This is a genomic window from Zobellella endophytica (genome assembly GCF_003012775.1).
In the GTDB taxonomy this organism is placed as follows: Bacteria; Pseudomonadota; Gammaproteobacteria; order Enterobacterales; family Aeromonadaceae; genus Oceanimonas; species Oceanimonas endophytica.
Genome location: NZ_PXYG01000006.1, coordinates 14,585 through 38,158 on the forward strand (window position 1 = coordinate 14,585; position 23,574 = coordinate 38,158).

The following is a 23,574-nucleotide window of genomic DNA, read 5'->3' on the forward strand; positions in this document are numbered from 1 at the left end:
ACTCCTTAAGCAACGTAGCAGATGATCTCACCGCCCATACCCGCTTTACGCGCGGCACGGTCGGTCATCACACCTTTAGACGTGGAAACGATAGCCACACCCATGCCTGCCATGACTTTCGGCAGTTCGTCGCGCTTCTTGTAGATGCGCAGACCGGGGCGGCTGACGCGCTGGATCATTTCAACCACCGGCTCACCCTGGAAGTACTTCAGAGTCACTTCCAGTTCGGCTTTGGTCTCACCAGCGACATTAAAGTCAGTGATATAACCTTCTTCTTTCAGTACCTGGGCGATAGCCACTTTGACTTTGGAAGAGGGCATGGTGACAGCAACTTTGTTGGCTGCCTGACCGTTGCGGATGCGGGTCAGCATATCCGCGATCGGATCTTGCATGCTCATTGTGTATTACTCCCGTGTTCGCTTACCAAGAAGCCTTCTTCAGGCCAGGAATTTCACCCTTCATCATCAGTTCGCGCACCTTGATGCGGCTCAGACCGAACTTCCGCAGGAAACCATGCGGACGGCCAGTGATGTTGCAGCGGTTACGCTGACGAGAGGGGCTTGCGTCACGGGGCAGTTGCTGCAGTTTCAGCACCGCATCCCAACGGTCTTCATCAGAAGTCTTCACGTCAGAGATGATGTCTTTCAGTGCATGACGCTTGGCTGCGTATTTGTCAGCCAGCTTTGCGCGCTTGACTTCGCGAGCTTTCATTGATTGTTTTGCCATAACCCTACACCTTACTTACGGAATGGGAAGTCAAAGGCAGCCAGCAGAGCACGACCTTCTTCGTCTGACTGGGCAGTGGTGGTGATGGTGATGTCCAGACCACGCACACGATCTACCTTGTCATAATCGATTTCAGGGAAAATGATTTGCTCACGCACGCCCATGGAGTAGTTACCACGACCATCGAACGATTTCGGGTTCAGGCCACGGAAGTCACGGATCCGGGGGATAGAGATGCAAATCAAACGCTCCAGGAACTCCCACATACGCTCGCCGCGCAGAGTTACTTTACAACCAATGGGGTAGCCTTCACGGATTTTGAAGCCAGCAACGGATTTACGAGCTTTGGTGATCAACGGCTTTTGACCGGAAATGGCAGCCAGATCGGCAGCGGCATTGTCCAGGATCTTTTTATCAGCCAGGGCTTCACCCACACCCATGTTCAGGGTGATTTTCTCAATCCGAGGGACTTGCATGATAGTCTTGTACCCGAACTGGCTAGTCAGTTCTTTTACTACATTTTCGTTGTAGTAATCATGCAGTTTCGCCATCGTATAAACTCCAATTACTTCACAAGTTCGCCGGTGGATTTGAAGAAACGAACTTTTTTGCCGTCTTCAATCCGGAAACCTACGCGATCAGCTTTGCCGGAGGCAGAGTTGAACAGCGCAACGTTAGAAACGTCAATCGGTGCTTCCAGGTCGATGATACCGCCAGCCTGACCCAGTTGGGGCACGGGCTTCTGGTGCTTCTTGACCAGGTTGATACCTGAGACGATAACCTTACCTTCACTGACCAGGACCTTGGTGACGGTGCCACGCTTGCCCTTGTCTTTGCCGGTAAGAATGATGACTTCGTCATCGCGACGGATTTTTGCTGCCATCGTTGACTCCTTACAGTACTTCAGGTGCCAGTGAAACAATCTTCATGAACTTCTCAGAGCGAAGTTCACGAGTCACCGGTCCAAAAATACGAGTACCGATCGGCTGGTGATTGTTGTTCAAAATCACGGCCGCATTACGGTCGAAACGGATGACAGAGCCGTCCGGACGACGAACGCCTTTACGAGTGCGTACGACCACCGCGTTCATTACATCACCTTTTTTAACCTTACCGCGCGGAATCGCTTCCTTGACGGTAACCTTGATGATGTCGCCGATGCCGGCGTAGCGGCGGTGCGAACCACCCAGGACCTTAATACACATTACGCTGCGCGCACCGGAATTGTCGGCCACGTCCAGCATACTTTGCATTTGGATCATGTTAGTGCTCCGCTAAAGTGACTACTTTAAAACCCTTTCGGGATATGTTGGCTGCCAAAGAAGGCGCGGCATTATAGCACCGCCAATCCGGAAAAGGTAGGGTAAAAAACAAACGGCCCATCGCTGGGCCGTTTGACCGGGTAAGTATACCAGAGATCGTCAGGCTTTAACCGGGCGCTCAATGATTTTTACCAGAGTCCAGGACTTGGTCTTGGACAGCGGGCGGCATTCGCGAATGGTCACGACGTCGCCGGTCTTGCACTCATTGTTCTCGTCATGAACGTGCAGCTTGGTAGTGCGCTTGATGTACTTCCCGTAGATCGGGTGCTTCACGAAGCGGTTGATAGCCACAGTGATGGACTTGTCCATCTTGTCGCTGACTACCTGGCCCTGCAGAGTACGAATGGTTTGTTCGCTCATCTTAGGCACCTGCCTTTTCATTCAGAACAGTCTTAACACGCGCGATGTCGCGACGTACCGTTTTGAGGTTGTGAGTCTGAGCCAGCTGGCCAGTGCTCGCTTGCATGCGCAGGTTGAACTGCTCACGCAGCAGGCCCAGCAGCTCCTGGTTCAGTTCTTCAACACTCTTTTCACGCAGATCTTGTGCTTTCATCACATCACCGTCCGAGTTACGAAAGTGGTCCTAACCGGCAGCTTGGCAGCCGCCAGTGCAAAGGCTTCGCGAGCCAGTGACTCAGGTACACCGTCCATCTCATACAGGACACGACCCGGCTGGATCTGGGCGACCCAATATTCCACGTTACCCTTACCTTTACCCATACGAACTTCGAGGGGCTTTTCGGTAATCGGTTTGTCCGGGAAAATACGGATCCAGATCTTGCCTTGACGCTTAACGTGACGAGTCATCGCACGACGGGCTGCTTCGATCTGACGAGCAGTGATACGTCCACGAGTGGTCGCCTTCAGACCAAAGGAACCGAAAGAAATCAGGTTGCCTGAGGTCGCCACGCCGCGGTTACGGCCTTTGTGGACTTTACGGAATTTTGTACGCTTTGGTTGCAACATGTCCGAGTCTCCTTACTTACCGCGGCCTTTGCGCTTGGGCTTGGCAGGGGCTTGCGGCTCTTGGGCTACGGCTTGCAGGCCGCCCAGAACTTCACCCTTGAATACCCAAACCTTGACGCCGATGATGCCGTAAGTGGTAGATGCTTCAGAAGTTGCATAGTCGATGTCGGCACGCAGGGTGTGCAGGGGCACACGACCTTCACGGTACCATTCGGTACGCGCGATTTCAGCGCCGCCCAGACGACCGCTAACTTCCACTTTAATGCCTTTGGCGCCGATGCGCATGGCGTTCTGTACCGCGCGCTTCATGGCACGACGGAACATCACGCGACGCTCCAGCTGGGAGGCGATTGAATCGGCTACCAGCTGACCATCCAGCTCAGGCTTGCGCACTTCGGAAATGTTGATCTGAGCAGGCACGCCAGCCAAGATGGCAACATGCTTGCGCAGTTTTTCAACGTCTTCGCCTTTCTTGCCGATTACGACGCCGGGACGAGCGGTGTGAATGGTCACACGGATGCTCTTGGCCGGACGCTCGATCACGATCCGAGAAACGGAGGCGTTTTTCAGTTCCTTGTTCAGGTACTGACGCACTTGAAAATCGCTGTGCAGGTTGTCAGCGAAGTCCTTGGTATTCGCAAACCAGGTCGAGTTAAAAGGCTTGGTGATCCCTAAGCGAATACCATTCGGGTGTACTTTCTGGCCCATTGCTTATCTCCTAGCCTCTTAGCGGTCGGACACAACCACAGTGATGTGGCTGGTACGCTTCATGATACGGTCCGCGCGGCCCTTGGCACGAGGACGAATACGCTTCATGGTGGGACCTTCGTCAACGAAGATCTTGGCCACTTTCAGCTCATCGATATCCGCACCTTCATTGTGCTCGGCATTGGCAATGGCAGATTCCAGAACTTTCTTCACCAGAACGGCAGCCTTTTTCGGGCTGAAAGCCAGGACATTCAGTGCCTTGTCTACGGACAGACCGCGAACTTGATCGGCTACCAGGCGCGCCTTCTGGGCAGAAGTACGAGCAAAGCGGTGTTTAGCTATAGCTTCCATCTGTTACCCCTTAACGCTTCTTGGCCTTCTTATCGGCGGCATGACCGCGATAAGTACGAGTCGGTGCAAATTCACCCAGCTTGTGACCGATCATTTCATCGGAAACGTAGACAGGTACGTGCTGACGACCATTATGGACAGCGATGGTCAAACCGATCATGTTCGGAATGATCATTGAACGACGGGACCAAGTTTTGATTGGCTTTTTATCCCCGCTTTCCACCGCTTTCTCTACCTTCTTCAGCAAGTGCAGGTCGATAAACGGACCTTTCTTGAGAGAACGTGGCATGGTGATACCTCTAAAAAACTATTACTTGTTACGGTGACGTACAACGAACTTGTCGGTACGCTTGTTTTTACGGGTCTTGGCGCCCTTGGTCGGTTTACCCCAAGGAGTAACCGGGTGACGGCCACCAGAGGTACGACCTTCACCACCACCGTGCGGGTGGTCTACCGGGTTCATCGCCACACCACGAACGGTCGGGCGAACACCACGCCAGCGCTGAGCACCGGCTTTACCCAATTGACGCAGCATGTGCTCGGCGTTGCCCACTTCACCCAGGGTCGCACGGCACTCGGCCAGGACTTTACGCACTTCGCCGGAGCGCAGACGCAGGGTGACGTAGCTACCTTCACGCGCCAGGATCTGGGCGTAAGTACCGGCGGAGCGAGCGATCTGCGCGCCTTTGCCAGGCTTCATCTCGATGGCGTGCACTGTGCTACCCACGGGGATGTTGCGCATCGGCAGGCAGTTGCCGGCCTTGATCGGGGCCGCATCGCCGGACAGCAGCTGGTCGCCGGCCTGAACGCCTTTCGGGGCCAGGATGTAACGACGCTCGCCGTCTGCGTACAGCACCAGGGCGATGTTGGCGGAGCGGTTCGGATCATACTCCAGACGCTCTACCTTGGCCGGGATACCGTCCTTGTTGCGTTTGAAGTCAACGATACGGTAGTGCTGCTTGTGACCACCACCGATGTGACGGGTAGTGATACGGCCGGCGTTGTTACGACCGCCAGACTTGGACTTTTTGTCCAGCAGGGCAGCGAACGGCTTGCCTTTGTACAGTTCCGGGCTGGTGACCTTGACCACATGACGGCGACCCGGAGAAGTAGGCTTACATTTTACGATTGCCATTTTTGATTACTCCTCTCTTACTCGGCACCGCCGATGAAGTCGATGTCCTGACCTTCTTTCAGGGTCACGTAGGCTTTTTTCCAGTCGGAACGTTGGCCCATGCGGTTACCGGTGCGCTTGGTTTTACCCTTGACCAGCAACGTGCGAACATCTTTGACTTCAACTTCGAACAGCTTCTCGACCGCGGCTTTTACTTCAGCCTTGGTAGCGTCCTTGGCAACCTTGAACACGATAGTGTTGGTTTTTTCGGCAACCATGGTGCTTTTTTCAGAGATATGCGGCGCCTTCAGAACTTTCAGAATACGCTCTTCACGGATCATGCCAGCATCTCCTCGATTTGCTTAACTGCGTCGGCAGTTACCAATACCTTGTCGAACGCGATCAGAGAAACAGGGTCGATACCGGCCACGTCGCGCACGTCAACCTTGTACAGGTTGCGGGCGGCCAGGAACAGGTTCTCGTCCACTTCGGCGGTGATGATCAGCACATCCTGCAGATCCCACTGTTTCAGCTTGGCAACCAGCTCTTTGGTTTTCGGCGCTTCAACGGCGAACTTCTCCACCACGATCAGACGCTCTTGACGTACCAGCTCGGAGAGGATGCTCTTGATGGCACCACGGTACATCTTCTTGTTGACCTTCTGGCTGTGATCCTGCGGCTTGGCCGCGAAGGTCACACCACCGGAACGCCAGATCGGAGAGCGGATGGTACCGGCACGGGCCCGGCCGGTGCCTTTTTGGCGCCACGGTTTCTTGCCGCCGCCAGACACTTCGGAACGGGTCTTCTGAGCACGAGTACCTTGACGAGCGCCGGCTGCATAGGCCACAACAACCTGGTGCACCAGCGCTTCGTTGAACTCACGCCCGAAGGTAGTTTCGGAAACTTCAAGAGCGCCTTGCGCGTCTTTCATTACCAATTCCATTACTATCTCCTCAGACGTTACGCTTTAACGGCAGGTTTAACGATGACGTTGCCGTTAGTCGCACCCGGGACTGCACCTTTGATGAGCAGCAGGTTGCGATCAACATCAACGCGGACCACTTCCAGGTTCTGCGTGGTTACACGCTCAGCACCCATGTGACCGGCCATTTTCTTGCCTTTGAACACGCGGCCCGGAGTCTGGTTCTGACCGATAGAACCCGGAGCACGGTGAGACAAGGAGTTACCGTGGGTCATGTCCTGAGTACGGAAGTTCCAGCGCTTAACACCGCCAGCGAAACCCTTACCTTTGGAAGTACCGGTAACGTCTACTTTCTTGATATCAGCGAAGATGTCGACTTTCAGTTCGGCACCAACGTCGATACCTTCGCCTTCGCCTGAACCCAGGCGGAATTCCCACAGACCGCGGCCCGCGTCAACACCGGCTTTAGCGAAATGACCCGCTTCCGGCTTGGTGATGCGGTTAGCTTTCTTGGTGCCAGTGGTCACCTGAATGGCAGCATAGCCATCCTTTTCCAGTGTTTTCACCTGGGTAACACGGTTGGCATCTACTTCGATAACGGTGACCGGGATGGACACGCCGTCTTCGGTGAAGACACGGGTCATACCCAGCTTACGACCTACTAGACCGATTGCCATTGATAAAACCTCTTTCCGTTATTAGCCCAGGCTGATCTGGACATCTACGCCAGCAGCCAGATCCAGTCGCATCAGAGCATCAACTGTTTTGTCAGTCGGCTCAACGATGTCAACCAGACGCTTGTGAGTGCGAATTTCATACTGATCACGTGCATCTTTGTTCACGTGTGGAGATATCAGTACGGTGTAACGCTCTTTGCGCGTCGGCAGCGGGATGGGACCACGAACCTGGGCGCCAGTGCGCTTGGCAGTTTCTACGATCTCCGCGGTAGACTGGTCGATCAGACGATGATCGAACGCCTTCAGGCGGATACGAATTCTTTGGTTCTGCATTACCAGAGCTCCAATTGGGTAAAGAACATAAAACCATCACCGCCTGCTCCTTCGAGTGAAAGAGGGGGTGTGATTTAACAACGGTGCCCACCATATCGGGGGCCTGTAAAGAGCCAGGAGCTACCTGACGTGAGCCTCTCGGCTCGCCTGATAATAAACCAAGCGAGCGGCATTATACTTATCTGGCCGGCAGTTGCAAGCCGGCCGGGTTATTTTTAAGCAACTTTTGCCTTGCCGATCAGGCCGGATTTGCCCTTCAGCATGATCTCCAGCGCCACCTCGTCACAGGCGTGCTGGCGGGGGCAGAGATCGCAGTCCTTCATCACCTTCTCGGGCAGCAGCGTCTTGCTGGTAGTGCTGAAACCGAGCTTCATGAAGAACTCGGGCACCCGGGTCAGCACGATGACCCGATCGATGGCCATGTCTTCCGCTTTCTTGAGGATTTTCTCCACCAGCGCCCTGCCCTGGCCCTGACCCTGGAAGCCGGGCTCCACGCCCAGGGAGCGGATCTCGGCCAGTCCGGTGTCGTAGACATAGAGCGAGGCACAGCCGCTGATCTGACCCTGGGTTTCGGCCACGGCGAACTCGCCCACCGCCTGCACCAGCTCCTTGCGGGTACGGGGCAGGTTCTCGCCGATATTGGCCCAGTAGTTGACCATCCGCTCGATGGCATCCAGATCGGTCAGCCGCGCGCTGCGCACATGGATACCTGAAGTGTCCCGCTGGGTGAGCCGGCGCTCGGCGCTGGTGAGGGCGAACTCCACCTGATCCGGGGCAACCCCCCCCAGGGCGCAGCGGCTGGCCAGGCTGGACTCCAGTGACAGCTTGCCGTAGACATCGTCCTCGATCAGCGGGCTGAATTGCTTGAAGTCGGCCATCGGCAGCTCTTCCATCGGCAGCTTCTTGCCGATGGCGTGTACCACGATGGCGCCGACGATATGGTGCGCCTCGCGGAACGGAATACCCTTGGACACCAGGTAGTCGGCCATCTCGGTGGCGTTGGAATAGCCGCCCTGGGCCGCTTCCCGGGTTTTTTCCTCGTTGACCCTGATGTCGTGCAGCACCATCTCGGCCATTTCCAGGCAGTCGTACCAGGAGTCCAGGGCATCGAACAGCCCTTCCTTGTCTTCCTGCATGTCCTTGTTGTAGGCCAGGGGCAGCGCCTTCAGGGTCATCATCATGCCCGCGTAGGCGCCGAATACCCGGCCGCACTTGCCGCGGATCAGCTCCAGCGCATCCGGGTTCTTCTTCTGCGGCATCAGCGAGGAGCCGGAGGTGACCCGATCGGACAGCTCGAGGAAGCCGGACTCGCCGGAGTTGTAGAAGATCAAATCCTCGGCGAAGCGCGACAGGTGCATCATGGAGTTGGCGGCGCAGTTCATCAGCTCGAGCACGTGATCCCGGTCGGACACCGAGTCCAGGCTGTTGCGGGTGGGCGAAGAGAAGCCGAGGGAGTGGGCCAGCTCATGCCGGTCGATGGGGAAGCCGGTGCCGGCCAGGGCGCCGCTGCCCAGCGGGCAGGTGTCCATGCGCTTGTAGGCGTCCTGCAGCCGGGTGAAGTCCCGCTCCAGCATTTCCACATAGGCCAGGCACCAGTGGGCGAAGGTCACCGGCTGGGCCCGCTGCAGATGGGTGTAGCCGGGCAGCACCGTGGCCTGCTGCTGGCGCGCCACGGTAACCAGCTGTTTCTGCATGGCATCCAGCTTGGCCAGCAACGGCGGCACCTGCTGCTTGCACCACAGCTTGAGATCGGTCGCCACCTGGTCGTTGCGGCTGCGGCCGGTGTGCAGCTTCTTGCCCAGATCGCCGACCGCGGTGATCAAATGGCCTTCCACCCAGGAGTGAATGTCTTCTGCGTCGGAGTGCAGGATCTGGTTGGGATCCTCCATCACCTTGAGCTTGAGATCGTTGAGCGCCAGCTCAATCTTCTGCTGCTCTTCGGCGCTCAGCACCCCCGCCTTGGCCAGAGCCCGGGACCAGGCAATGGAGCCGACGATATCCTGCTCCGCCAGACGATAATCGAAACGCAAAGAATCATTGAACTGCTTGAACTTGGCATCTGCCGCCTGGCTGAAACGCCCACCCCAAAGTGCCATAACCTTTTTACTCCTTGACGACATTACTGAATTCGGTCCTGTGACGGTTGCACAGGTGATAGACCGGCGGGCCGGCTCGGGCCGGCTCGGGCCGGCTCGGGCCGGCCCGGGCTGCATATGCAGAGTGCGGCCATTATATAAACACAGGGGGCGTTATGCCCCCTTTATCTTTTGCTGCCAGATATCCTGGCCATAAGCGGTAAACCGCTCGCCTGTCTCTTGGTCAGCAGTTGGCCTATCTCCTGTAACCCTAGATGAAGAAGCAACAGGGCCGCCTCCGCCGACACGCTTCAAGCACATCCCTGTGGCGCTCGACACATGCCATCCCTGGCATGTGACGGTCGGCGGAGGCAATCCCTGTTGCCTCTTTCAGCCCCGACACCGTCTGAAGATGACGCCAGCAGGCGGCGGCGAGGTAATAGGAGGACAAAGGGCACTGCTCCGCCGGCCCTCCGCGCCAGGGAGGGCGCGGCGGAGCCTCCAGGGACGGATTTACGGCGTGCCGGAGGAGCAGTACCCTTTGGCCGATGACGTACACAGTCAACATAAACGGGGAACCAAAGCGCCAGCCTGTCGACCTGCCGCTCTCTATTCAAAAGGGGGCCTCAGCCCCCTTTGCCATCTTTTGTTTATTTCTGCTGGCTTTTCAGCGCCTTGATCCGGCTGGCCAGGGAATACAGGCGGATAAAGCCTTCGGCGTGGCTCTGATCGTACACCTCGTCCTCGCCGAAGGTGGCGAATTCCTCGGAGTACAGGCTGTTCGGAGACTGCTTCTGGATGGCGGTCACCTGGCCCTTGTACATCTTCAGCACCACTTCACCGGTCACGTCCTCGGCAATCGCTTCGGCGGAGGCCAGCAGCGCCTTGCACAGCGGGGTAAACCAGCGGCCGTCATACACCAGGTGGGAGAACTCGGCGCCCACCCGCTCGCGCCAGGCGCGGGTCGGCTTGTCCAGCACCAGCTCTTCGACCGCGCGCAGGGCGGCCATCATCACGGTGCCGCCGGGAGTTTCGTAGCAGCCGCGGGACTTCATACCCACCAGGCGGTTCTCGACGATGTCGACCCGGCCCACGCCGTGCTTGGCGGCACGCTCGTTCAGGGTGGTCAGTACCTGGTAGGGGCTCATGGCCTGGCCGTCGACGGCCACGATACGGCCTTTTTCCACGCTCAGGGACAGGGTTTCGGCCTTGTCCGGGGCCTGCTCGGGGGAAACAGTCCAGGTCCAGGCCTGCTCGGAGGGCTCGTTCCAGGTGCTTTCCAGCTCACCACCCTCGGTGGAGATGTGCCAGGCGTTGGCGTCGCGGGAATAGATCTTGGTGGCACTGGCGGTGGTCTTGATGTTGCGCTCGGCCAGGTAGTCGAGCAGATCTTCACGGCTGCGCATGTCCCAGATCCGCCAGGGCGCGATCACCGCCAGTTGCGGGGCCAGGGCGGCCACGGCACCTTCGAAGCGCACCTGGTCGTTGCCCTTGCCGGTACAGCCGTGGGAGATGGCATCGGCGCCTTCGGCCAGGGCCACTTCCACCATCGCCTTGGCGATCACCGGGCGGGCCATGGAGGTGCCCAGCAGGTAGGTGCCTTCATAGATGGCGCCGGTGGTCAGGGTCGGGTAGACATAATCGTTGACGAATTCGTCTTTCAGATCGGCCACGATGCACTTGGAAGCACCAGAGGCGATGGCCTTCTGCTCGACCCCTTCCAGATCCTCGGCGCCCTGGCCCACGTCGGCCACGAAGGCCACCACTTCACAGCCTTCATAGTTTTCTTTCAGCCACGGAATGATGGCAGAGGTGTCCAGACCGCCGGAATAGGCCAGTACGATTTTTTTGAATTGGCTCATCAATGAATATCCCTGTTAATCAGTGTCAGCAGCACGGCATTCTGGACGTGCATGCGATTTTCAGCTTGGTCGAGGATCAGGGAGGCGGGGCCGTCCATCACCTCGGAAGTAATTTCCCACTCCCTGTGGGCGGGCTGACAATGCAGCACCTGTTTGGCTCCGGTTTTGTCGAGCAGGGCCTGGTTGACCTGGTACGGCATAAATACCGCCTTCACCTGCTCCAGCGGAGTATTATCGCCCATGGAGACCCAGGTGTCCGTATAGATCACATCGACCCCTTCAATATCATCCAGGCTGTCGGTCACCCTGATTTTGGCGCCGCTCACCGCGGCCAGCGCCTCGGCTTCCTTCAGGATCTGGGCGTCCACGTTGTGGCCGCGAGGGCACACGGCGGTGACGGTAGTGCCGAGGATGGCGCCGGTCAGCAACAGCGAGTTGGTGACGTTGTTGCCATCGCCCACGTAGGCCAGATGCACCTTGCTCAGATCATCGTGATGCTCGGCGATGGTCATGTAGTCGGCCAGCGCCTGGCAGGGATGATAGAGGTTGCACAGGGAGTTGATCACCGGCACGGTAGCATATTTTGTCATTTCCACCAGGGTCTGGTGGTCGAACACCCGGGCCACGATGCCATCACACCAGCGCGACAAGTTGGCGGCGAAGTCCTGAACCGTTTCCCGTTTGCCCATGGCGCCGTTCTGGCTGTCCAGGTAGACCGCATGGCCGCCGAGGCGGTTGACGCCGATGTCGAAGGTGACCCGGGTGCGCAGCGAGGGTTTCTCGAACAGGGTGACCACGCTCTTGCCCTTGAGGGCCTCGCCGTACTTGCCGGGATTGGCCTTGACGTCCATGGCCAGGGCAAGGATCTGTTCGATCTGCTCCTTGCTGTAATCCTTCATACTCAGTAAATGCTGCATAAGGCCTCCTTAGTGGGAAATCCGGGTGCCATACTCGGATTCGCCGGCCAACAGCGACAACAACTGCTCCGGGTAACGCCAGCTGCCCACGGCCACCGGCTTGCCCAGGGTCTTGGTAGCCTTGAGCGCCGCCCTGACCTTGACCGCCATACCATCTTTGATGATGTCTTTTGCCATCAGTTCGAAGGCATCGGCCTCGGTCAGGTGGGCGATGCGCTGGCCCTTGCCGTCGAGGATGCCGCTCACGTCCGACAGCATCACCAGATCCGCGTCCAGGATCTCGGCGATGGCGGTGGCAGCCTGGTCCGCGTTCACGTTCATCAGCTTGCCGTCGAAGGTGATGCCGATGGAGCTGACGATGGGCAGGAAGCCGCCGGCCAGCAGGCTGTTCACCAGGGTAGCGTCGCCGCCCTCGATCTGGCCCACGGCGCCCAGCTCGGGATCCAGCTGGCTGACCCGGCACAGGCCACCGTCACCCAGGCAGAGGCCGACGGAACGGATTTCATGGGCGATGGCCTGGGCCAGCAGCAGCTTGTTGGCGGTGCCGGCCAGGGCGCCGGCGATCACCGGGATCTGCTCGAAGGGGGTGACCCGCAGGCCGTTCTTCTTGGTGGAGCTCAGGCCCATGGCCTTGAGCTGGTTGTCCACCAGCACCCCGCCGCCGTGCACCAGCACCAGCGGCCGGCTCACCTCGTTCAGAAAGGTTTTGAGGGTGGTAAACAGGGCCGCCAGGGCCTTGTCGCTTTCCAGCAGGGTGCCACCCAGCTTGATCACCAGCGGTTGTTGCATTGCCATCTCTCGTTACTCCTTGATCAGACCCGCCACCGGCGAGAATCCCTGATGAATATTGACACACTGGATGGCCTGGCTGGCCGCTCCCTTTAACAGGTTGTCGATGGCCGACACCACGATCAGCTGGTCTCCGTCCCGCGCCCAGTGCAGATCGCAGAAGGGGGTGCTGGCCACGTCGTTGATCTGCGGCCACTGGCCGGCCAGGCGCACTATCTGCTGGCCCTGGTAGGCGGCCTGATAGGCGGCGGCGATCTGCTCGTCGCTCACCCCCTCTTTCAACTGCACGTAAACGGTAGCCAGGATGCCGCGGATAAAGTTGCCCAGGTGCGGCTGGAACACCACCTGCTTGCCGAGGTGGTGGCTGATTTCCGGCTGGTGGCGGTGGTTGAACACGCCGTAGGGCTTGAGGCTGACCTCGCAGAAGCTGTTGGCCACGCTCGCCTTGCGGCCGGCGCCACTGACCCCGGACACCGCGCTGATGATCGGGCGGCTACCCTCGGCCACCAGGGCGGCCTGCTGCAACGGCTTGAGCGCGCTGAGCGAGGCGGTGGGGTAGCAACCGGGCACGGCGATCAACTGGGCCGCCTTGATGGCGTCCTGGTTCCACTCCGCCAGGCCGTAGGCGGCCTTGGCCAGCCAGTCGCCATGCTGATGGTGGAAGCCGTAAAACTGATCGTAGAAGCCTTCGCCGGGTACCCGGAAGGCGCCGGACAGGTCGAACACCGGCAGGCCCTTGGCCAGGAAGCCGGGAGCCAGGTCGTGGCTCACTTCATGGGCGGTGGCCAGCAGCACCAGGTCGGCCTCGGTGTGGATGCGGCTGATGGCCTCGCCATCCAGGGGCAGCAGCGGCAGCTCGATCAGGCCGCGCCAGCGCGGGTGCAGGCTGGAAAACGGCTTGTGGGCATCCTGGCTGCCGTTGGACACATAGAGTCCGGCCAGGGTCAGATGAGGGTGGTTCAGGATCAGACCGGCCAGTTCGGCTCCGGTATAACCGCTGGCACCAATGATTGCAGCTTTTAACATGGGCGTATCCGTTAATCTCGATTCAGCTCGGAATATATATATGCAGGTCTCAGCCTAGCGCGTTTTCGGGGCTTATGTCACCCTAGAGAAAAGGCTCGGACAGGCTGTCGTCGTCGCTGTTGTGAGGAGGGGGAATGCATGGCCATCTGTTACGCTAGTTACCCGGAAAATGACAAGTTGGCAGCCTAGCAATAAAAACATATTTATGCAATTGTGTTGAATTTAAATTAGATAAATTCCCGACGGAGATCCCATGAAATCGCTCAACTTGCTGGACCTGTACCGCAGTATCATCGCCCTCCCCTCCATCAGCAGCACGGATCCCAGCTGGGATCAGAGCAACGAGCAGGTGATCCGGCTGCTGGCCGACTGGTTCAGTCAGCTCGGCTTCGCGGTGGAAGTGACCCAGGTGCCCGATCTGCCCGGCAAGTTCAACCTGCTGGCCACCCGGGGCGAAGGCGACGGCGGCCTGCTGCTGGCCGGCCACACCGATACGGTGCCCTTCGATCCGGGCCGCTGGAACAAGGACCCGTTCAAGGTCACCGAGGAAGGCAATCGCCTCTATGGCCTGGGCACCATCGACATGAAAGGCTTTTTCGCCTTTATCGTGGAAGCGCTCAAGGACCTGGACCTGAGCAAACTCGACAAGCCCATCCGCATCCTCGCCACCGCCGACGAGGAAACCACCATGGCCGGCGCCCGGGCCATCGCCAGCGCCATGGCCATCAAGCCCGACTACGCGGTGATCGGCGAACCCACCGGCCTGGTGCCGGTGATGATGCACAAGGGCCATATGTCGGAAGCCATCCGCATCACCGGCAGGAGCGGCCACAGCTCGGATCCCGCCAACGGCGTCAACGCCCTGGAGATCATGCACCAGGTGATGGGCCGGCTGCTGGATCTGCAGCGCCAGCTCAAGGAGCACTACGGCAATCCCCACTTCAAGGTGCCCCAGCCCACCCTCAACCTGGGCCATATCCACGGCGGCGACAGCCCCAACCGCATCTGCGCCTGCTGCGAGCTGCACTTCGACATGAGGCCCATCCCCGGGGTCGGCCCCGACGAGCTGATGGGGCTGCTGCACCACGCCCTGGAGCCGATCAGGGAGCAGTACCCCGACGCGGTGGAGGTGAACCACCTGCACGAGCCCATTCCCGCCTACGGCACCGATCCGGAGGCCGAGCTGGTGCGGGCCGCCGCCGAGATCACCGGTAACCCGGCGGAAGCGGTGAACTACTGCACCGAAGCACCCTTTATCCAGCAACTGGGCTGCCAGACCATAGTACTGGGCCCCGGCCATATCGCCCAGGCCCACCAGCCCGACGAATACCTGGATCTGTCCTTCGTCACCCCCACTGTCCAGGTGCTGCAACATCTGGTAAGCCGCTTCTGCTTAAGTAAATAAATTACATAATACCCGGTCAATCCCGAAGGGGGATTGACCGTAACCGGGAAAAATGGCTAGATAAGTGGCAGAATCGTCATAATTTTGTAATAAATTAACAAAAGAGGCAGATATGGATAATCATGCAGCACTCAGGGCCAACGTCGGCCTGCTGGGGCAGTTGTTGGGCGATACCATCAAGGCCCACCACGGTCAGGCGTTCCTCGACAAGATCGAGACCATCCGCCAGTTGGCCAAGTCGGCCCGGCAAGGCAACCAGGACGATCAGCAGCAGTTGCTGAGCACCCTGAAAAACCTGAGTGACGATGAGCTGCTGCCGGTGGCCCGCGCCTTCAGCCAGTTTCTGAACCTGGCCAACGTGGCCGAACAGTTCCATACCATCTCCCGGGAATACCAGCGCAGCGCCGGCCCCAGCCCGCTCAGCCAAATGTTCGAACGGCTCAAGGCCGCCGACATCGACGACAACAAGATCCGCGACGCCGTCGCCGCCCTGGATATCGAGCTGGTGCTCACCGCCCACCCCACGGAAGTGACCCGCCGCACCTTTATCCACAAGCACGTGCAGCTCAACGACTGCCTGGCCGCCATGGAACTGGACCTGCCGGAAGCGGAACAGGCGGAAGTGCTGGCCCGGGTCGAGCAGTTGATCACCCAGGCCTGGCACAGCAACGAGATCCGCTCCCTGCGTCCCACTCCGGTGGATGAAGCCAAATGGGGCTTTGCGGTGATCGAAAACAGCCTGTGGCCGGCCCTGCCCAAGTTCATCCGCCAGCTCGACCAGCAGGTGCACGACCACCTGGGCGTGCGGCTGCCGCTGGACGCGGCGCCGGTCCGCTTCGCCTCCTGGATGGGCGGCGACCGGGACGGCAACCCCTTCGTCACCGCCAGGGTCACCCGGGAAGTACTGCTGCTCGGCCGCTGGATGGCCAGTTCCCTGTTCCTCAACGACATCCAGGAGCTGGTGTCCGAGCTGTCGATGTCGGAAGCCAACCGCGAGCTCTATATAGCGAGCGGCGAAAGCGACGAGCCCTACCGGGCGGTACTGCGCCGGTTGCGGGAAGATCTGCGCGAGACCCTGATGCACCTCAACGCCAGGGTGCAGGGGCAGAAGACCGACGCCCGGGATCTGATCACCGCCACCGAGCAACTGCGCGAGCCGCTCGAGCTGTGCTACCGCTCGCTGCAGGAATGCGGCCTGGGGCAGATCGCCGACGGCATACTGCTGGACGTGATCCGCAAGGTCGCCTGCTTCGGCATCCACCTGGTCAAGCTCGATGTCCGCCAGGACGGCGACCGCCACACCCAGGCGCTGGCCGAAATCACCCGCTATCTGGGCCTCGGCGACTACGCCAACTGGAGCGAGTCCGACAAGCAGGCCTTCCTGCTCAATGAGCTCAACTCCCGCCGCCCGTTGCTGCCGCGCCAGTGGCAACCCTCGGACGATACCAGGGAGGTGCTGGACACCTGCAGGGTCATCGCCGAGCACCCGCAGGATGCCTTCGGCATCTACATCATCTCCATGGCCGGCGCCCCCTCCGACGTGCTGGCGGTACAGCTGCTGCTGAAGGAATGCGGGGTTGACTTCCCGCTGCCGGTGGCACCGCTGTTCGAAACCCTGGACGACCTCAACAGAGGCGCCGAGGTGATAGAGCAGCTGTATGCCCTGCCCTGGTATCGCGGCTACCTGCAGGGTCGCCAGTTCGTGATGATCGGCTACTCCGACTCCGCCAAGGACGCGGGCATGATGGCCGCCGGCTGGGCCCAGTACAGCGCCATGGAGAAACTGGTGGCCATCAGCGAGCGGGAAGAGGTCAGGCTGACCCTGTTCCACGGCCGGGGCGGCAGCCTGGGCCGGGGCGGCGGCCCGGCCCGCCAGGCGATACTGGCGCAACCGCCCGGCTCCACCCTCGGCGGCCTGCGGGTCACCGAGCAGGGCGAGATGATCCGCTTCAAGTTCGGCCTGCCCCGCATTGCCATCGACAGCCTGACGCTCTATGCCAGCGCCGTGCTCGAAGCCAACCTGCTGCCGCCGCCGGAGCCCGAGCCCCAGTGGCGCGAGCTGATGGACACCATGGCCCGGGTATCCTGCGATCATTACCGCTCGCTGATCCGCGGCGAATCCGACTTCGTGCCCTACTTCCGTGCCGCCACCCCCGAGCTGGAGCTGGGCAAGCTGCCGCTGGGCTCGCGCCCGGCCAAGCGCAAGCCCAACGGCGGGGTGGAAAGCCTGCGCGCCATTCCCTGGATCTTCGCCTGGACCCAAAACCGGCTGATGCTGCCCGCCTGGCTGGGCGCCCACAAGGGGCTGGCGCAGGTGATCGAAGGCGGGCAGGAAAGCACCCTGGTGGCGATGAACAAGCGCTGGCCCTTCTTCCGCGCCCGTCTGGACATGCTGGAAATGGTGTTCCTCAAGGCCGACCTGGGCCTGGCCGCCTACTACGACAGCGTGCTGGTGCCGGCCGAGCTAAAGCCCCTGGGTGTGCGCCTGCGCGAGGAGCTGAAGGCGAGCATGGATCTCATCCTGCAACTGAAGGAAGAGGCCGAGCTGCTGTCGGACCAGCCCTGGATCAAGGAGTCCATCAAGCTGCGCAACCCCTACACGGATCCGCTCAACGTGCTGCAGGCCGAGCTGCTCAAGCGCTCCCGCCAGCAGGGTGAAATCCACCCGGTGCTGGATCAGGCGCTGATGGTCACCATCGCCGGCATCGCCGCCGGTATGCGAAATACCGGCTAATATAAAAGAGTAAGAGGGCTCAGGCCCTTGAGCTGACACTTGTCAACCGAGCCCGGTCGTCGCAGACTGGGCTTTTTTATGCACGGAAATCAAGATCATGACCCCCGCCATCCTGTTTCTGGAAAAACAAAAGGCCCGCTTTACCCAGCACCAGTACCCGTGCACCGCCCAGGACGACTTCGGCGCCCACGCCGCCGAGCAGTTGCAGGTCCCCCCGGGCCAGGTGTTCAAGACCCTGCTCACCGAAGGCGAACAAGGTGCCGTGGTGGCCCTGGTGCCCTCCTCCGGCAAGGTCAACCTCAAGCGGCTGGCCAAGGCCGCCGGGGTGAAGAAGCTCGACATGATGCCGCCGGCCAAGGCGGAACGGCTCACCGGCTACAAGGTGGGCGGCATCAGCCCCTTCGCCCAGAAGAAGCGGCTGACCACGGTGCTGGATGCCTCGGCAGCGGATTACCCTTACGTACTGGTGTCCGGCGGCAAGCGGGGCCTGTCGGTGGGCCTGGCCGCCGACGCCATCGCCACCCTGTTGCAGGCCAGGATCGCCGAGATCGCCGAATAGGCGAGTCCCTCATGCCCGGATCGGCCCCGGTCTGACGCAGCGACCGACTTGAATGGCTCTGCTGTCACAAGGCTGGGCTATGCTGTCAGAACATCAACAGCAACAAGGAGCTGAACATGGGAATCCTGAGTTGGATTATCTTCGGGCTGATCGCCGGTTTCCTGGCCAAGTTCATCATGCCGGGACGGGACGGCGGCGGCCTGATCATGACCATCATACTGGGCATCGCCGGCGCCTTCGTCGGCGGCTGGGTCGGCACCCTGATCGGCTTCGGCTCGGTCACTGGCTTTAACCTCGGCAGCCTCTTTACCGCCGTGATCGGCGCGGTGATCCTGCTATTCGCCTATCGGCTGATCAGGAAATCCTAGAAGGAGCAAGCATGTCCCCTGTACCCAGGGTTGGCGTCATCGCCGTGGTCTGGCAGCAGCAGCAGGTGCTGCTGGTCAAACGCAAGTACCCGCCCCACGCCGGCCATTGGGGCTTTCCCGGCGGCAAGCTGGAATGGGGCGAGACCATGGCCGCAGGCGCGGCGCGGGAGCTGCTGGAAGAAACCGGGGTGGTGGCCAAGATGGAGCAGCCCTTCGCCTGCTTCGACGTGCTGGCCGAGGAGGCAGGCCGGCTCGCCCACCACTACGTGATGGTGGCGGTGCGCGGCCATTACCAAGGCGGCCACCCCGTCGCCGCCGACGACGCCCTGGCGGTGGACTGGTTCAGCCCGGACGCCCTGCCCTCGCCCCTGTGCCCGGACCTGGAGCTGATTATCGAACGCTCCCGTCAACACTGAGGCCGGCCACCAGCCCCTTGCTCCCCCATCACACCCGGGCTCCCTTCATCGTCGCCCCCGCGCAGGCGGGGAACCATGCGGCGGCAGGGTAAAGCGGGTCTTCTTCATCCTGTCGCCCCCGCGCAGGCGGGGAACTATGTACGGTACGGCACCAAGAACCAGACGTTCATGGATTCCCGTCTTCGCGGGAATGACGGCAAGAGCGGGAATGACCCATCCGGCCCGGCTCCACTGCTTGCGCCCTCTCGCCGGCAGGCCGTCATATCAACAAAAAAGGGGCCATGCGGCCCCTTTTGCTCTTGTCGGAAAAATTCCGCTTTACATCACGGCGTTCAGCACCAGCACGCCGACCAGGCCGGTGGCCCAGGCCAGGGTGGTGGGGATGGACCAGACGATGATCTGCTGCTTCACGTCCTTGATGCCCATCATCCGGTTGACCACCCAGAACAGGCTGTCGTTGAAGTAGCCGAAGAACAGGGATCCCATGGTCGCCGCCTGGGCCGCCACCAGCATGTTCACGCCGGGGATATTGACCAGGATGGGCGCCGAGATGGAGGCCGCGGTCACCATGGCCACGGTGCCCGAGCCCTGGATCAGCCGCACCAGGGTAGAGACGATAAAGGGGATCAGCACCGGCGGCATCGGCAGGCTGGCGATCTGCTCGCCCAGCATGGCACCGGCACCGGATTCACGCAGCACTGCACCCAGGGCACCACCGGCACCGGTCACCAGCAGGATGATACCGGCGCTCTGCAGGCCTTCCTCCAGGTGTTCCATGGTGTCGTGCTTGTTCATCTTGGGCACCAGGGTATACACCGCCAGCAGTACCGAGATGGACAGGGCGATCACCGGGTGGCCCAGGTAGCTGAACAGCTGCACCACCGGGTTCTCGCTCAGGCCGTTCCAGCCGTCGATCTTGGCCAGGGTACCGAACAGGGTATTGACAAAGATCAGCAGGATCGGCGCCAGTATCGGCAGCAGCGACAGGAACAGGCTGGGTAGTTCCTTGCCGGCCTTGGCGGCCAGGTACTGGTTGTAGCTTTCTTCCAGCTCGGGGCTGTCCTGCACCACGGGGGCGTGGAAGTCCGGGTACTTGCGGCCCAGCCACTGGGCGTAGAGCACAATGACTACCACGCAGGGCAGCGCCAGCACCAGGCCGGCGAGCAGCATGGCGCCCACGTCCACGCCGAACAGGCCGGCCACGCCCAGCGGGCCCGGGGTGGGCGGCACCGTGTGGTGGGTCACCACCAGGCCACCGGCCAGGGCCACGCCCACGGTCAGCAGGTTGCGCTTGCCCTTCTGCGCCAGCGCCTTGGCGATGGGGTAGAGGATCACGAAGGCGGAGTCCACGAAGATGGGTACCGAGACGATATAGCCGGTAATGGCCATGGCCCATTCTTCCTTCTTCTTGCCCAGCCATTTGATAAAGCTGTAGGCGATCTGCTCGGCGGCGCCGGACACTTCCAGGATGCGGCCCATCATCACGCCGAGGCCGATGACGATACCGATACTGCCGAGGGTGCCGCCGAAACCCTTGGTGATCACGTCGACGATATCACCGGCGGCCATGCCGCCCAGGGCACCGGCGATGCTGGCCGCCGCCAGCATGGCGATCAGCGCGTGCACCCGGGTCTTCACCACCAGGAAAATCAGTACCAGTACGGCGACGGCCAGGCCGATCACCGGGGCCATGGAGCTTGCTTCAGTCATTATTTGGTTCCTTCCATATCATCGGCAATAAAACGACGGATCACACTGTCGAAGTCGGCATCCTGCACAAAGCCCAATTCCCGGGCACGGGTGATGTTGAAACGGCCGGGCCAGCTGGCCACGATGCGCGACACCGCCTCGTCTTCCCGGTAGCTAATGCGCGCGCACACCTCGTCGCCGGCCACCCGGCGCAGGGCGTCGATCATCTGCTGCACGGTCACTGTGATGCCCGGCAGGTTGACGGTGCGGCTGGCGCCGAAGGCCTCGGCGGGTACCTGGGCTGCCCGCACGAAGTTCTCAATGACGGTACCCGGGGACGACAGCCACATGGACAGGCTCAGGGCCACCGGACAGACGGTGGTGTCGCCCTGCAGCGGCTCGCGGATGATGCCGCTGGCAAAGGACGAGGCCGCCTGGTTGGGCTTGCCCGGGCGCACACTGATGGTGGGCAGACGCAGCACCCGGCCGTCGACGAAGCCCTTGCGGGCATAGTCGTTGACCATCAGCTCGCCCACCGACTTCTCCATGCCATAGGAAGACTGAGGGCAGACCGCGGTGTGGTCCTGGATCAGCTCCGGCAGCTCGCCGCCGAACACCGCCAGCGAGCTGGAGAACACGAAGCGGCAGCCGGGCGCCTGGTGGCGCGCCGCTTCCAGCAGGTAGCGGGTGGCGTCGATGTTGACCTTGACGCCCAGATCGAAGTCGGCCTCGGCGTGGCTGCTGACGATGGCCGCCAGGTGGTAGATCAGGCCGGTGTCCGGTGTCACCAGCGCCTGCACTGCGGCCTGGTCGCCCAGATCCGCCTGTACGCAGCGCACCCGCTCGTCCGCCAGTGGCGAGGTGGGGACGATGACGTCCGCCAGGGTCAGGCGGTCGAAAGCGATCTGCTGCTGTTGCAGCAAGGCCCTGGCCAGGCGCTGGCCGAGGAAGCCCGCACCACCGGTAATGATGATATTCATTTGATTCTCCTCGGTGCTCGAGGGCACCCGATAAGCTACAGAGGTTGGTTGGTAATAATCGTTATTATGCCGAGTCTTATTCCACCAGCCGGACCTGCAGGCCCTGGCCGCGCAGCTGTTCCGCCGTCTCTCCCGCCAGGCCGCCGTCGCTGATGATGTCGGTCAGCGCCTGCAGCGGGCAGATGCGGAACATGCCGTATTTGCCGTACTTGCTGCTGTCGCTCACCAGTATCCGCCGCCGCGCCACCTTCAGCAGCGCCTGCTTGACCATCACCTTGTTCTCGGTGGGGGTCGACATGCCCCGCTCCAGATCCCAGGAGCTGGAGCTGATAAAGGCCAGGTCCAGGTTCAGGCTGGCGAGCAGGGCCGCCGCCGCCTGGCCCACGCAGGAGCGGTTGCGCACGTCCACCAGGCCCCCGGTGTGGAACAGGGTGAGCTGGGGGTACTGCATCAGGTAGTGGGCGATGGTGAAGTCGTTGGTCACCACCGTCAGGTTGGCCTTGCGGGCGATGCCCCTGGCCACCTCGAAGGTAGTGGTGCCCGCGTCCAGGTAGATCACCTGGCCGTCCTCCACCAGCTCCGCCGCCGCCAGGCCGATGGCGACCTTGCTGTTATGGTGGATGCTGGCCTTTTCGCTGTAGGCCAGCTCCTGCTTGACCGCGTCGTTGAGCCTGACCCCGCCGCTCACCGACACCACCTTGCCCTCGGCCTCCAGCTGCTGGATGTCGCGACGCACCGTCATGTGCGACACGTCCAGCTCCTGGGCCAGCTCGTTGATCGGCACTATGTTGCGCTCGTGCACATAGCGGTAGATGTAGTCGCGGCGCTCGGCGGGGATCATGGCTTACTCCTTTTCCGCCCAGGGGGCGAACCAGCCCAGGCCGGCTTCGGTGTTGCCGCGCGGGCGGTATTCGCAGCCCAGGAAGCCGTTGTAGCCCTTGGCGTCCAGATAGTCGAACAGCCAGGGGTAGTTGACCTCGCCCTGGTCCGGCTCGTGGCGCTCGGGCACCGAGGCTACCTGGATATGGCTGAACTTTCCCCACAGCCGGTCGATGGTGCGGGTGAGATCCCCTTCCATGATCTGGCAGTGGTAGAGATCGAGCTGGATCTTCACGTTGGGCCGGTCGATCACTTCCAGCAGCGCCTCGGCCTGCACCTGGGTGGAGAGGAAGTAGCCGGGCATGTCGCGGCTGTTGATGGGCTCAATCAGCACCAGAATACCCTTTTGGGCCGCCTGGTCCGCCGCGTACTGGATATTGGCCACATAGGTGGCCTGTTGCCGCTCGCGGCTCACCCCGGGCTGGCACAGGCCGGCCATGGCGTGCAGCTGGGTGCAGCCCAGCGCCTCGGCGTAGGCCAGGGCGGTGGCCACGCCGGCGTGGAATTCGGTTTCCCGGCCGGGCAGCGAGGCCAGGCCGCGCTCGCCCGCCTCCCAGTCGCCGGGGGGCATGTTGAACAGCGCCTGGGTCAGGCCCCGGGCCTTGAGCTCGGCGGCGATGGCGTCCTTGTCCTCGGCGTAGGGGAACAGGTATTCCACCGCGCGGAAGCCGGCGGCGCGGGCGGCCTTGAAGCGCGCCATAAAGGGCACTTCGGTAAACATCATCGACAGGTTGGCTGCAAATCGGGCCATGTTCC

Annotated in this window: 30 protein-coding genes; 5 read left to right on the forward strand and 25 right to left on the reverse strand. The window is 61.0% G+C overall.

Annotated features, from left to right (window positions below; genetic code table 11):
* Nucleotides 1–5 precede the first annotated feature (5 nt).
* From rpsH to argC, 21 genes are all read right to left on the reverse strand, one after another.
* Nucleotides 6–398 carry a 30S ribosomal protein S8 gene (gene rpsH, locus C7H85_RS13425; protein ID WP_106730217.1) on the reverse strand — a complete coding sequence of 131 codons (393 nt, stop codon included), beginning with the start codon at nt 396–398 and terminating at the stop codon, nt 6–8.
* A 22-nt stretch (nt 399–420) separates the two neighbouring features.
* Complete coding sequence (gene rpsN, locus C7H85_RS13430) at nt 421–726, reverse strand: 30S ribosomal protein S14 (RefSeq protein WP_106730218.1); 306 nt, start codon at nt 724–726, stop codon at nt 421–423.
* An 11-nt stretch (nt 727–737) separates the two neighbouring features.
* Nucleotides 738–1,277: a 50S ribosomal protein L5 gene (gene rplE / locus C7H85_RS13435; protein ID WP_094039360.1), complete on the reverse strand. Its 540-nt coding sequence runs from the start codon at nt 1,275–1,277 to the stop codon at nt 738–740.
* Between the two features lie 14 nt (nt 1,278–1,291).
* Entirely contained in the window at nt 1,292–1,609 is a 318-nt protein-coding gene (gene rplX / locus C7H85_RS13440; RefSeq protein ID WP_106730219.1) for a 50S ribosomal protein L24, read from the reverse strand.
* A 10-nt stretch (nt 1,610–1,619) separates the two neighbouring features.
* Nucleotides 1,620–1,988, reverse strand: coding sequence for a 50S ribosomal protein L14 (gene rplN / locus C7H85_RS13445; protein WP_014290674.1), 369 nt, complete (start codon nt 1,986–1,988; stop codon nt 1,620–1,622).
* Nucleotides 1,989–2,147: 159 nt separating this feature from the next.
* Nucleotides 2,148–2,408 carry a 30S ribosomal protein S17 gene (rpsQ, locus tag C7H85_RS13450; RefSeq protein ID WP_106730220.1) on the reverse strand — a complete coding sequence of 87 codons (261 nt, stop codon included), beginning with the start codon at nt 2,406–2,408 and terminating at the stop codon, nt 2,148–2,150.
* 1 nt (nt 2,409) lies between these two features.
* The gene (gene rpmC, locus C7H85_RS13455; RefSeq protein ID WP_014290676.1) at nt 2,410–2,601 is read right to left on the reverse strand and encodes a 50S ribosomal protein L29; all 192 of its coding nucleotides are present in this window, start codon (nt 2,599–2,601) and stop codon (nt 2,410–2,412) included.
* Nucleotides 2,601–3,014: a 50S ribosomal protein L16 gene (gene rplP / locus C7H85_RS13460; RefSeq protein WP_106453795.1), complete on the reverse strand. Its 414-nt coding sequence runs from the start codon at nt 3,012–3,014 to the stop codon at nt 2,601–2,603. Before rplP ends, rpmC begins: the two co-directional genes overlap by 1 nt.
* A gap of 12 nt (nt 3,015–3,026) precedes the next feature.
* Complete coding sequence (gene rpsC / locus C7H85_RS13465; RefSeq protein ID WP_106730221.1) at nt 3,027–3,722, reverse strand: 30S ribosomal protein S3; 696 nt, start codon at nt 3,720–3,722, stop codon at nt 3,027–3,029.
* An 18-nt stretch (nt 3,723–3,740) separates the two neighbouring features.
* Complete coding sequence (rplV, locus tag C7H85_RS13470) at nt 3,741–4,073, reverse strand: 50S ribosomal protein L22 (protein WP_094039354.1); 333 nt, start codon at nt 4,071–4,073, stop codon at nt 3,741–3,743.
* Nucleotides 4,074–4,083: 10 nt separating this feature from the next.
* The gene (gene rpsS, locus C7H85_RS13475; protein ID WP_008486816.1) at nt 4,084–4,362 is read right to left on the reverse strand and encodes a 30S ribosomal protein S19; all 279 of its coding nucleotides are present in this window, start codon (nt 4,360–4,362) and stop codon (nt 4,084–4,086) included.
* Nucleotides 4,363–4,383: 21 nt separating this feature from the next.
* Complete coding sequence (gene rplB, locus C7H85_RS13480) at nt 4,384–5,208, reverse strand: 50S ribosomal protein L2 (protein ID WP_106730222.1); 825 nt, start codon at nt 5,206–5,208, stop codon at nt 4,384–4,386.
* A gap of 17 nt (nt 5,209–5,225) precedes the next feature.
* The gene (gene rplW, locus C7H85_RS13485; protein ID WP_071473729.1) at nt 5,226–5,528 is read right to left on the reverse strand and encodes a 50S ribosomal protein L23; all 303 of its coding nucleotides are present in this window, start codon (nt 5,526–5,528) and stop codon (nt 5,226–5,228) included.
* Complete coding sequence (rplD, locus tag C7H85_RS13490; RefSeq protein ID WP_106730223.1) at nt 5,525–6,130, reverse strand: 50S ribosomal protein L4; 606 nt, start codon at nt 6,128–6,130, stop codon at nt 5,525–5,527. The genes rplW and rplD overlap by 4 nt, the downstream gene beginning before the upstream one ends.
* 17 nt (nt 6,131–6,147) lie before the next feature.
* Complete coding sequence (gene rplC / locus C7H85_RS13495; protein WP_106730224.1) at nt 6,148–6,786, reverse strand: 50S ribosomal protein L3; 639 nt, start codon at nt 6,784–6,786, stop codon at nt 6,148–6,150.
* A gap of 21 nt (nt 6,787–6,807) precedes the next feature.
* Nucleotides 6,808–7,119, reverse strand: coding sequence for a 30S ribosomal protein S10 (gene rpsJ, locus C7H85_RS13500; RefSeq protein WP_013343788.1), 312 nt, complete (start codon nt 7,117–7,119; stop codon nt 6,808–6,810).
* Nucleotides 7,120–7,334: 215 nt separating this feature from the next.
* A complete protein-coding gene (gene argH, locus C7H85_RS13505) occupies nt 7,335–9,215 on the reverse strand; it encodes an argininosuccinate lyase (protein WP_106730225.1) in 1,881 nt (626 codons plus the stop codon).
* A gap of 629 nt (nt 9,216–9,844) precedes the next feature.
* Nucleotides 9,845–11,056: an argininosuccinate synthase gene (locus C7H85_RS13510; RefSeq protein ID WP_106730226.1), complete on the reverse strand. Its 1,212-nt coding sequence runs from the start codon at nt 11,054–11,056 to the stop codon at nt 9,845–9,847.
* Entirely contained in the window at nt 11,056–11,973 is a 918-nt protein-coding gene (locus C7H85_RS13515) for an ornithine carbamoyltransferase (RefSeq protein ID WP_106730227.1), read from the reverse strand. The genes C7H85_RS13510 and C7H85_RS13515 overlap by 1 nt, the downstream gene beginning before the upstream one ends.
* 9 nt (nt 11,974–11,982) lie before the next feature.
* The gene (argB, locus tag C7H85_RS13520; protein ID WP_281257634.1) at nt 11,983–12,768 is read right to left on the reverse strand and encodes an acetylglutamate kinase; all 786 of its coding nucleotides are present in this window, start codon (nt 12,766–12,768) and stop codon (nt 11,983–11,985) included.
* A gap of 6 nt (nt 12,769–12,774) precedes the next feature.
* A complete protein-coding gene (argC, locus tag C7H85_RS13525) occupies nt 12,775–13,788 on the reverse strand; it encodes an N-acetyl-gamma-glutamyl-phosphate reductase (protein WP_106730229.1) in 1,014 nt (337 codons plus the stop codon).
* A gap of 253 nt (nt 13,789–14,041) precedes the next feature.
* On the opposite strand from argC, the gene argE reads away from it, so the two are divergent.
* The 5 genes from argE to C7H85_RS13550 all read left to right on the forward strand — a co-directional run bounded on the left by argE (nt 14,042) and on the right by C7H85_RS13550 (nt 19,270).
* Entirely contained in the window at nt 14,042–15,193 is a 1,152-nt protein-coding gene (argE, locus tag C7H85_RS13530; RefSeq protein ID WP_106730230.1) for an acetylornithine deacetylase, read from the forward strand.
* A gap of 112 nt (nt 15,194–15,305) precedes the next feature.
* Complete coding sequence (ppc, locus tag C7H85_RS13535) at nt 15,306–17,927, forward strand: phosphoenolpyruvate carboxylase (protein ID WP_106730231.1); 2,622 nt, start codon at nt 15,306–15,308, stop codon at nt 17,925–17,927.
* A 97-nt stretch (nt 17,928–18,024) separates the two neighbouring features.
* On the forward strand, nt 18,025–18,486 hold the full coding sequence (gene ybaK / locus C7H85_RS13540; RefSeq protein WP_106730232.1) for a Cys-tRNA(Pro) deacylase: 462 nt from the start codon (nt 18,025–18,027) through the stop codon (nt 18,484–18,486).
* Nucleotides 18,487–18,602: 116 nt separating this feature from the next.
* Nucleotides 18,603–18,854: a GlsB/YeaQ/YmgE family stress response membrane protein gene (locus tag C7H85_RS13545; protein WP_106730233.1), complete on the forward strand. Its 252-nt coding sequence runs from the start codon at nt 18,603–18,605 to the stop codon at nt 18,852–18,854.
* Between the two features lie 11 nt (nt 18,855–18,865).
* Complete coding sequence (locus C7H85_RS13550; RefSeq protein WP_106730234.1) at nt 18,866–19,270, forward strand: NUDIX hydrolase; 405 nt, start codon at nt 18,866–18,868, stop codon at nt 19,268–19,270.
* Nucleotides 19,271–19,588: 318 nt separating this feature from the next.
* Here C7H85_RS13550 and C7H85_RS13555 read toward each other — a convergent pair whose 3' ends face one another.
* From C7H85_RS13555 to otnI, 4 genes are all read right to left on the reverse strand, one after another.
* Nucleotides 19,589–20,980, reverse strand: coding sequence for a GntP family permease (locus tag C7H85_RS13555; protein WP_245879668.1), 1,392 nt, complete (start codon nt 20,978–20,980; stop codon nt 19,589–19,591).
* The gene (denD, locus tag C7H85_RS13560) at nt 20,980–21,939 is read right to left on the reverse strand and encodes a D-erythronate dehydrogenase (protein ID WP_106730236.1); all 960 of its coding nucleotides are present in this window, start codon (nt 21,937–21,939) and stop codon (nt 20,980–20,982) included. Before denD ends, C7H85_RS13555 begins: the two co-directional genes overlap by 1 nt.
* Before the next feature lie 76 nt (nt 21,940–22,015).
* Complete coding sequence (locus C7H85_RS13565; RefSeq protein ID WP_106730237.1) at nt 22,016–22,780, reverse strand: DeoR/GlpR family DNA-binding transcription regulator; 765 nt, start codon at nt 22,778–22,780, stop codon at nt 22,016–22,018.
* A gap of 3 nt (nt 22,781–22,783) precedes the next feature.
* Nucleotides 22,784–23,569: a 2-oxo-tetronate isomerase gene (otnI, locus tag C7H85_RS13570; protein WP_106730238.1), complete on the reverse strand. Its 786-nt coding sequence runs from the start codon at nt 23,567–23,569 to the stop codon at nt 22,784–22,786.
* Between the last annotated feature and the right edge of the window lie 5 nt (nt 23,570–23,574).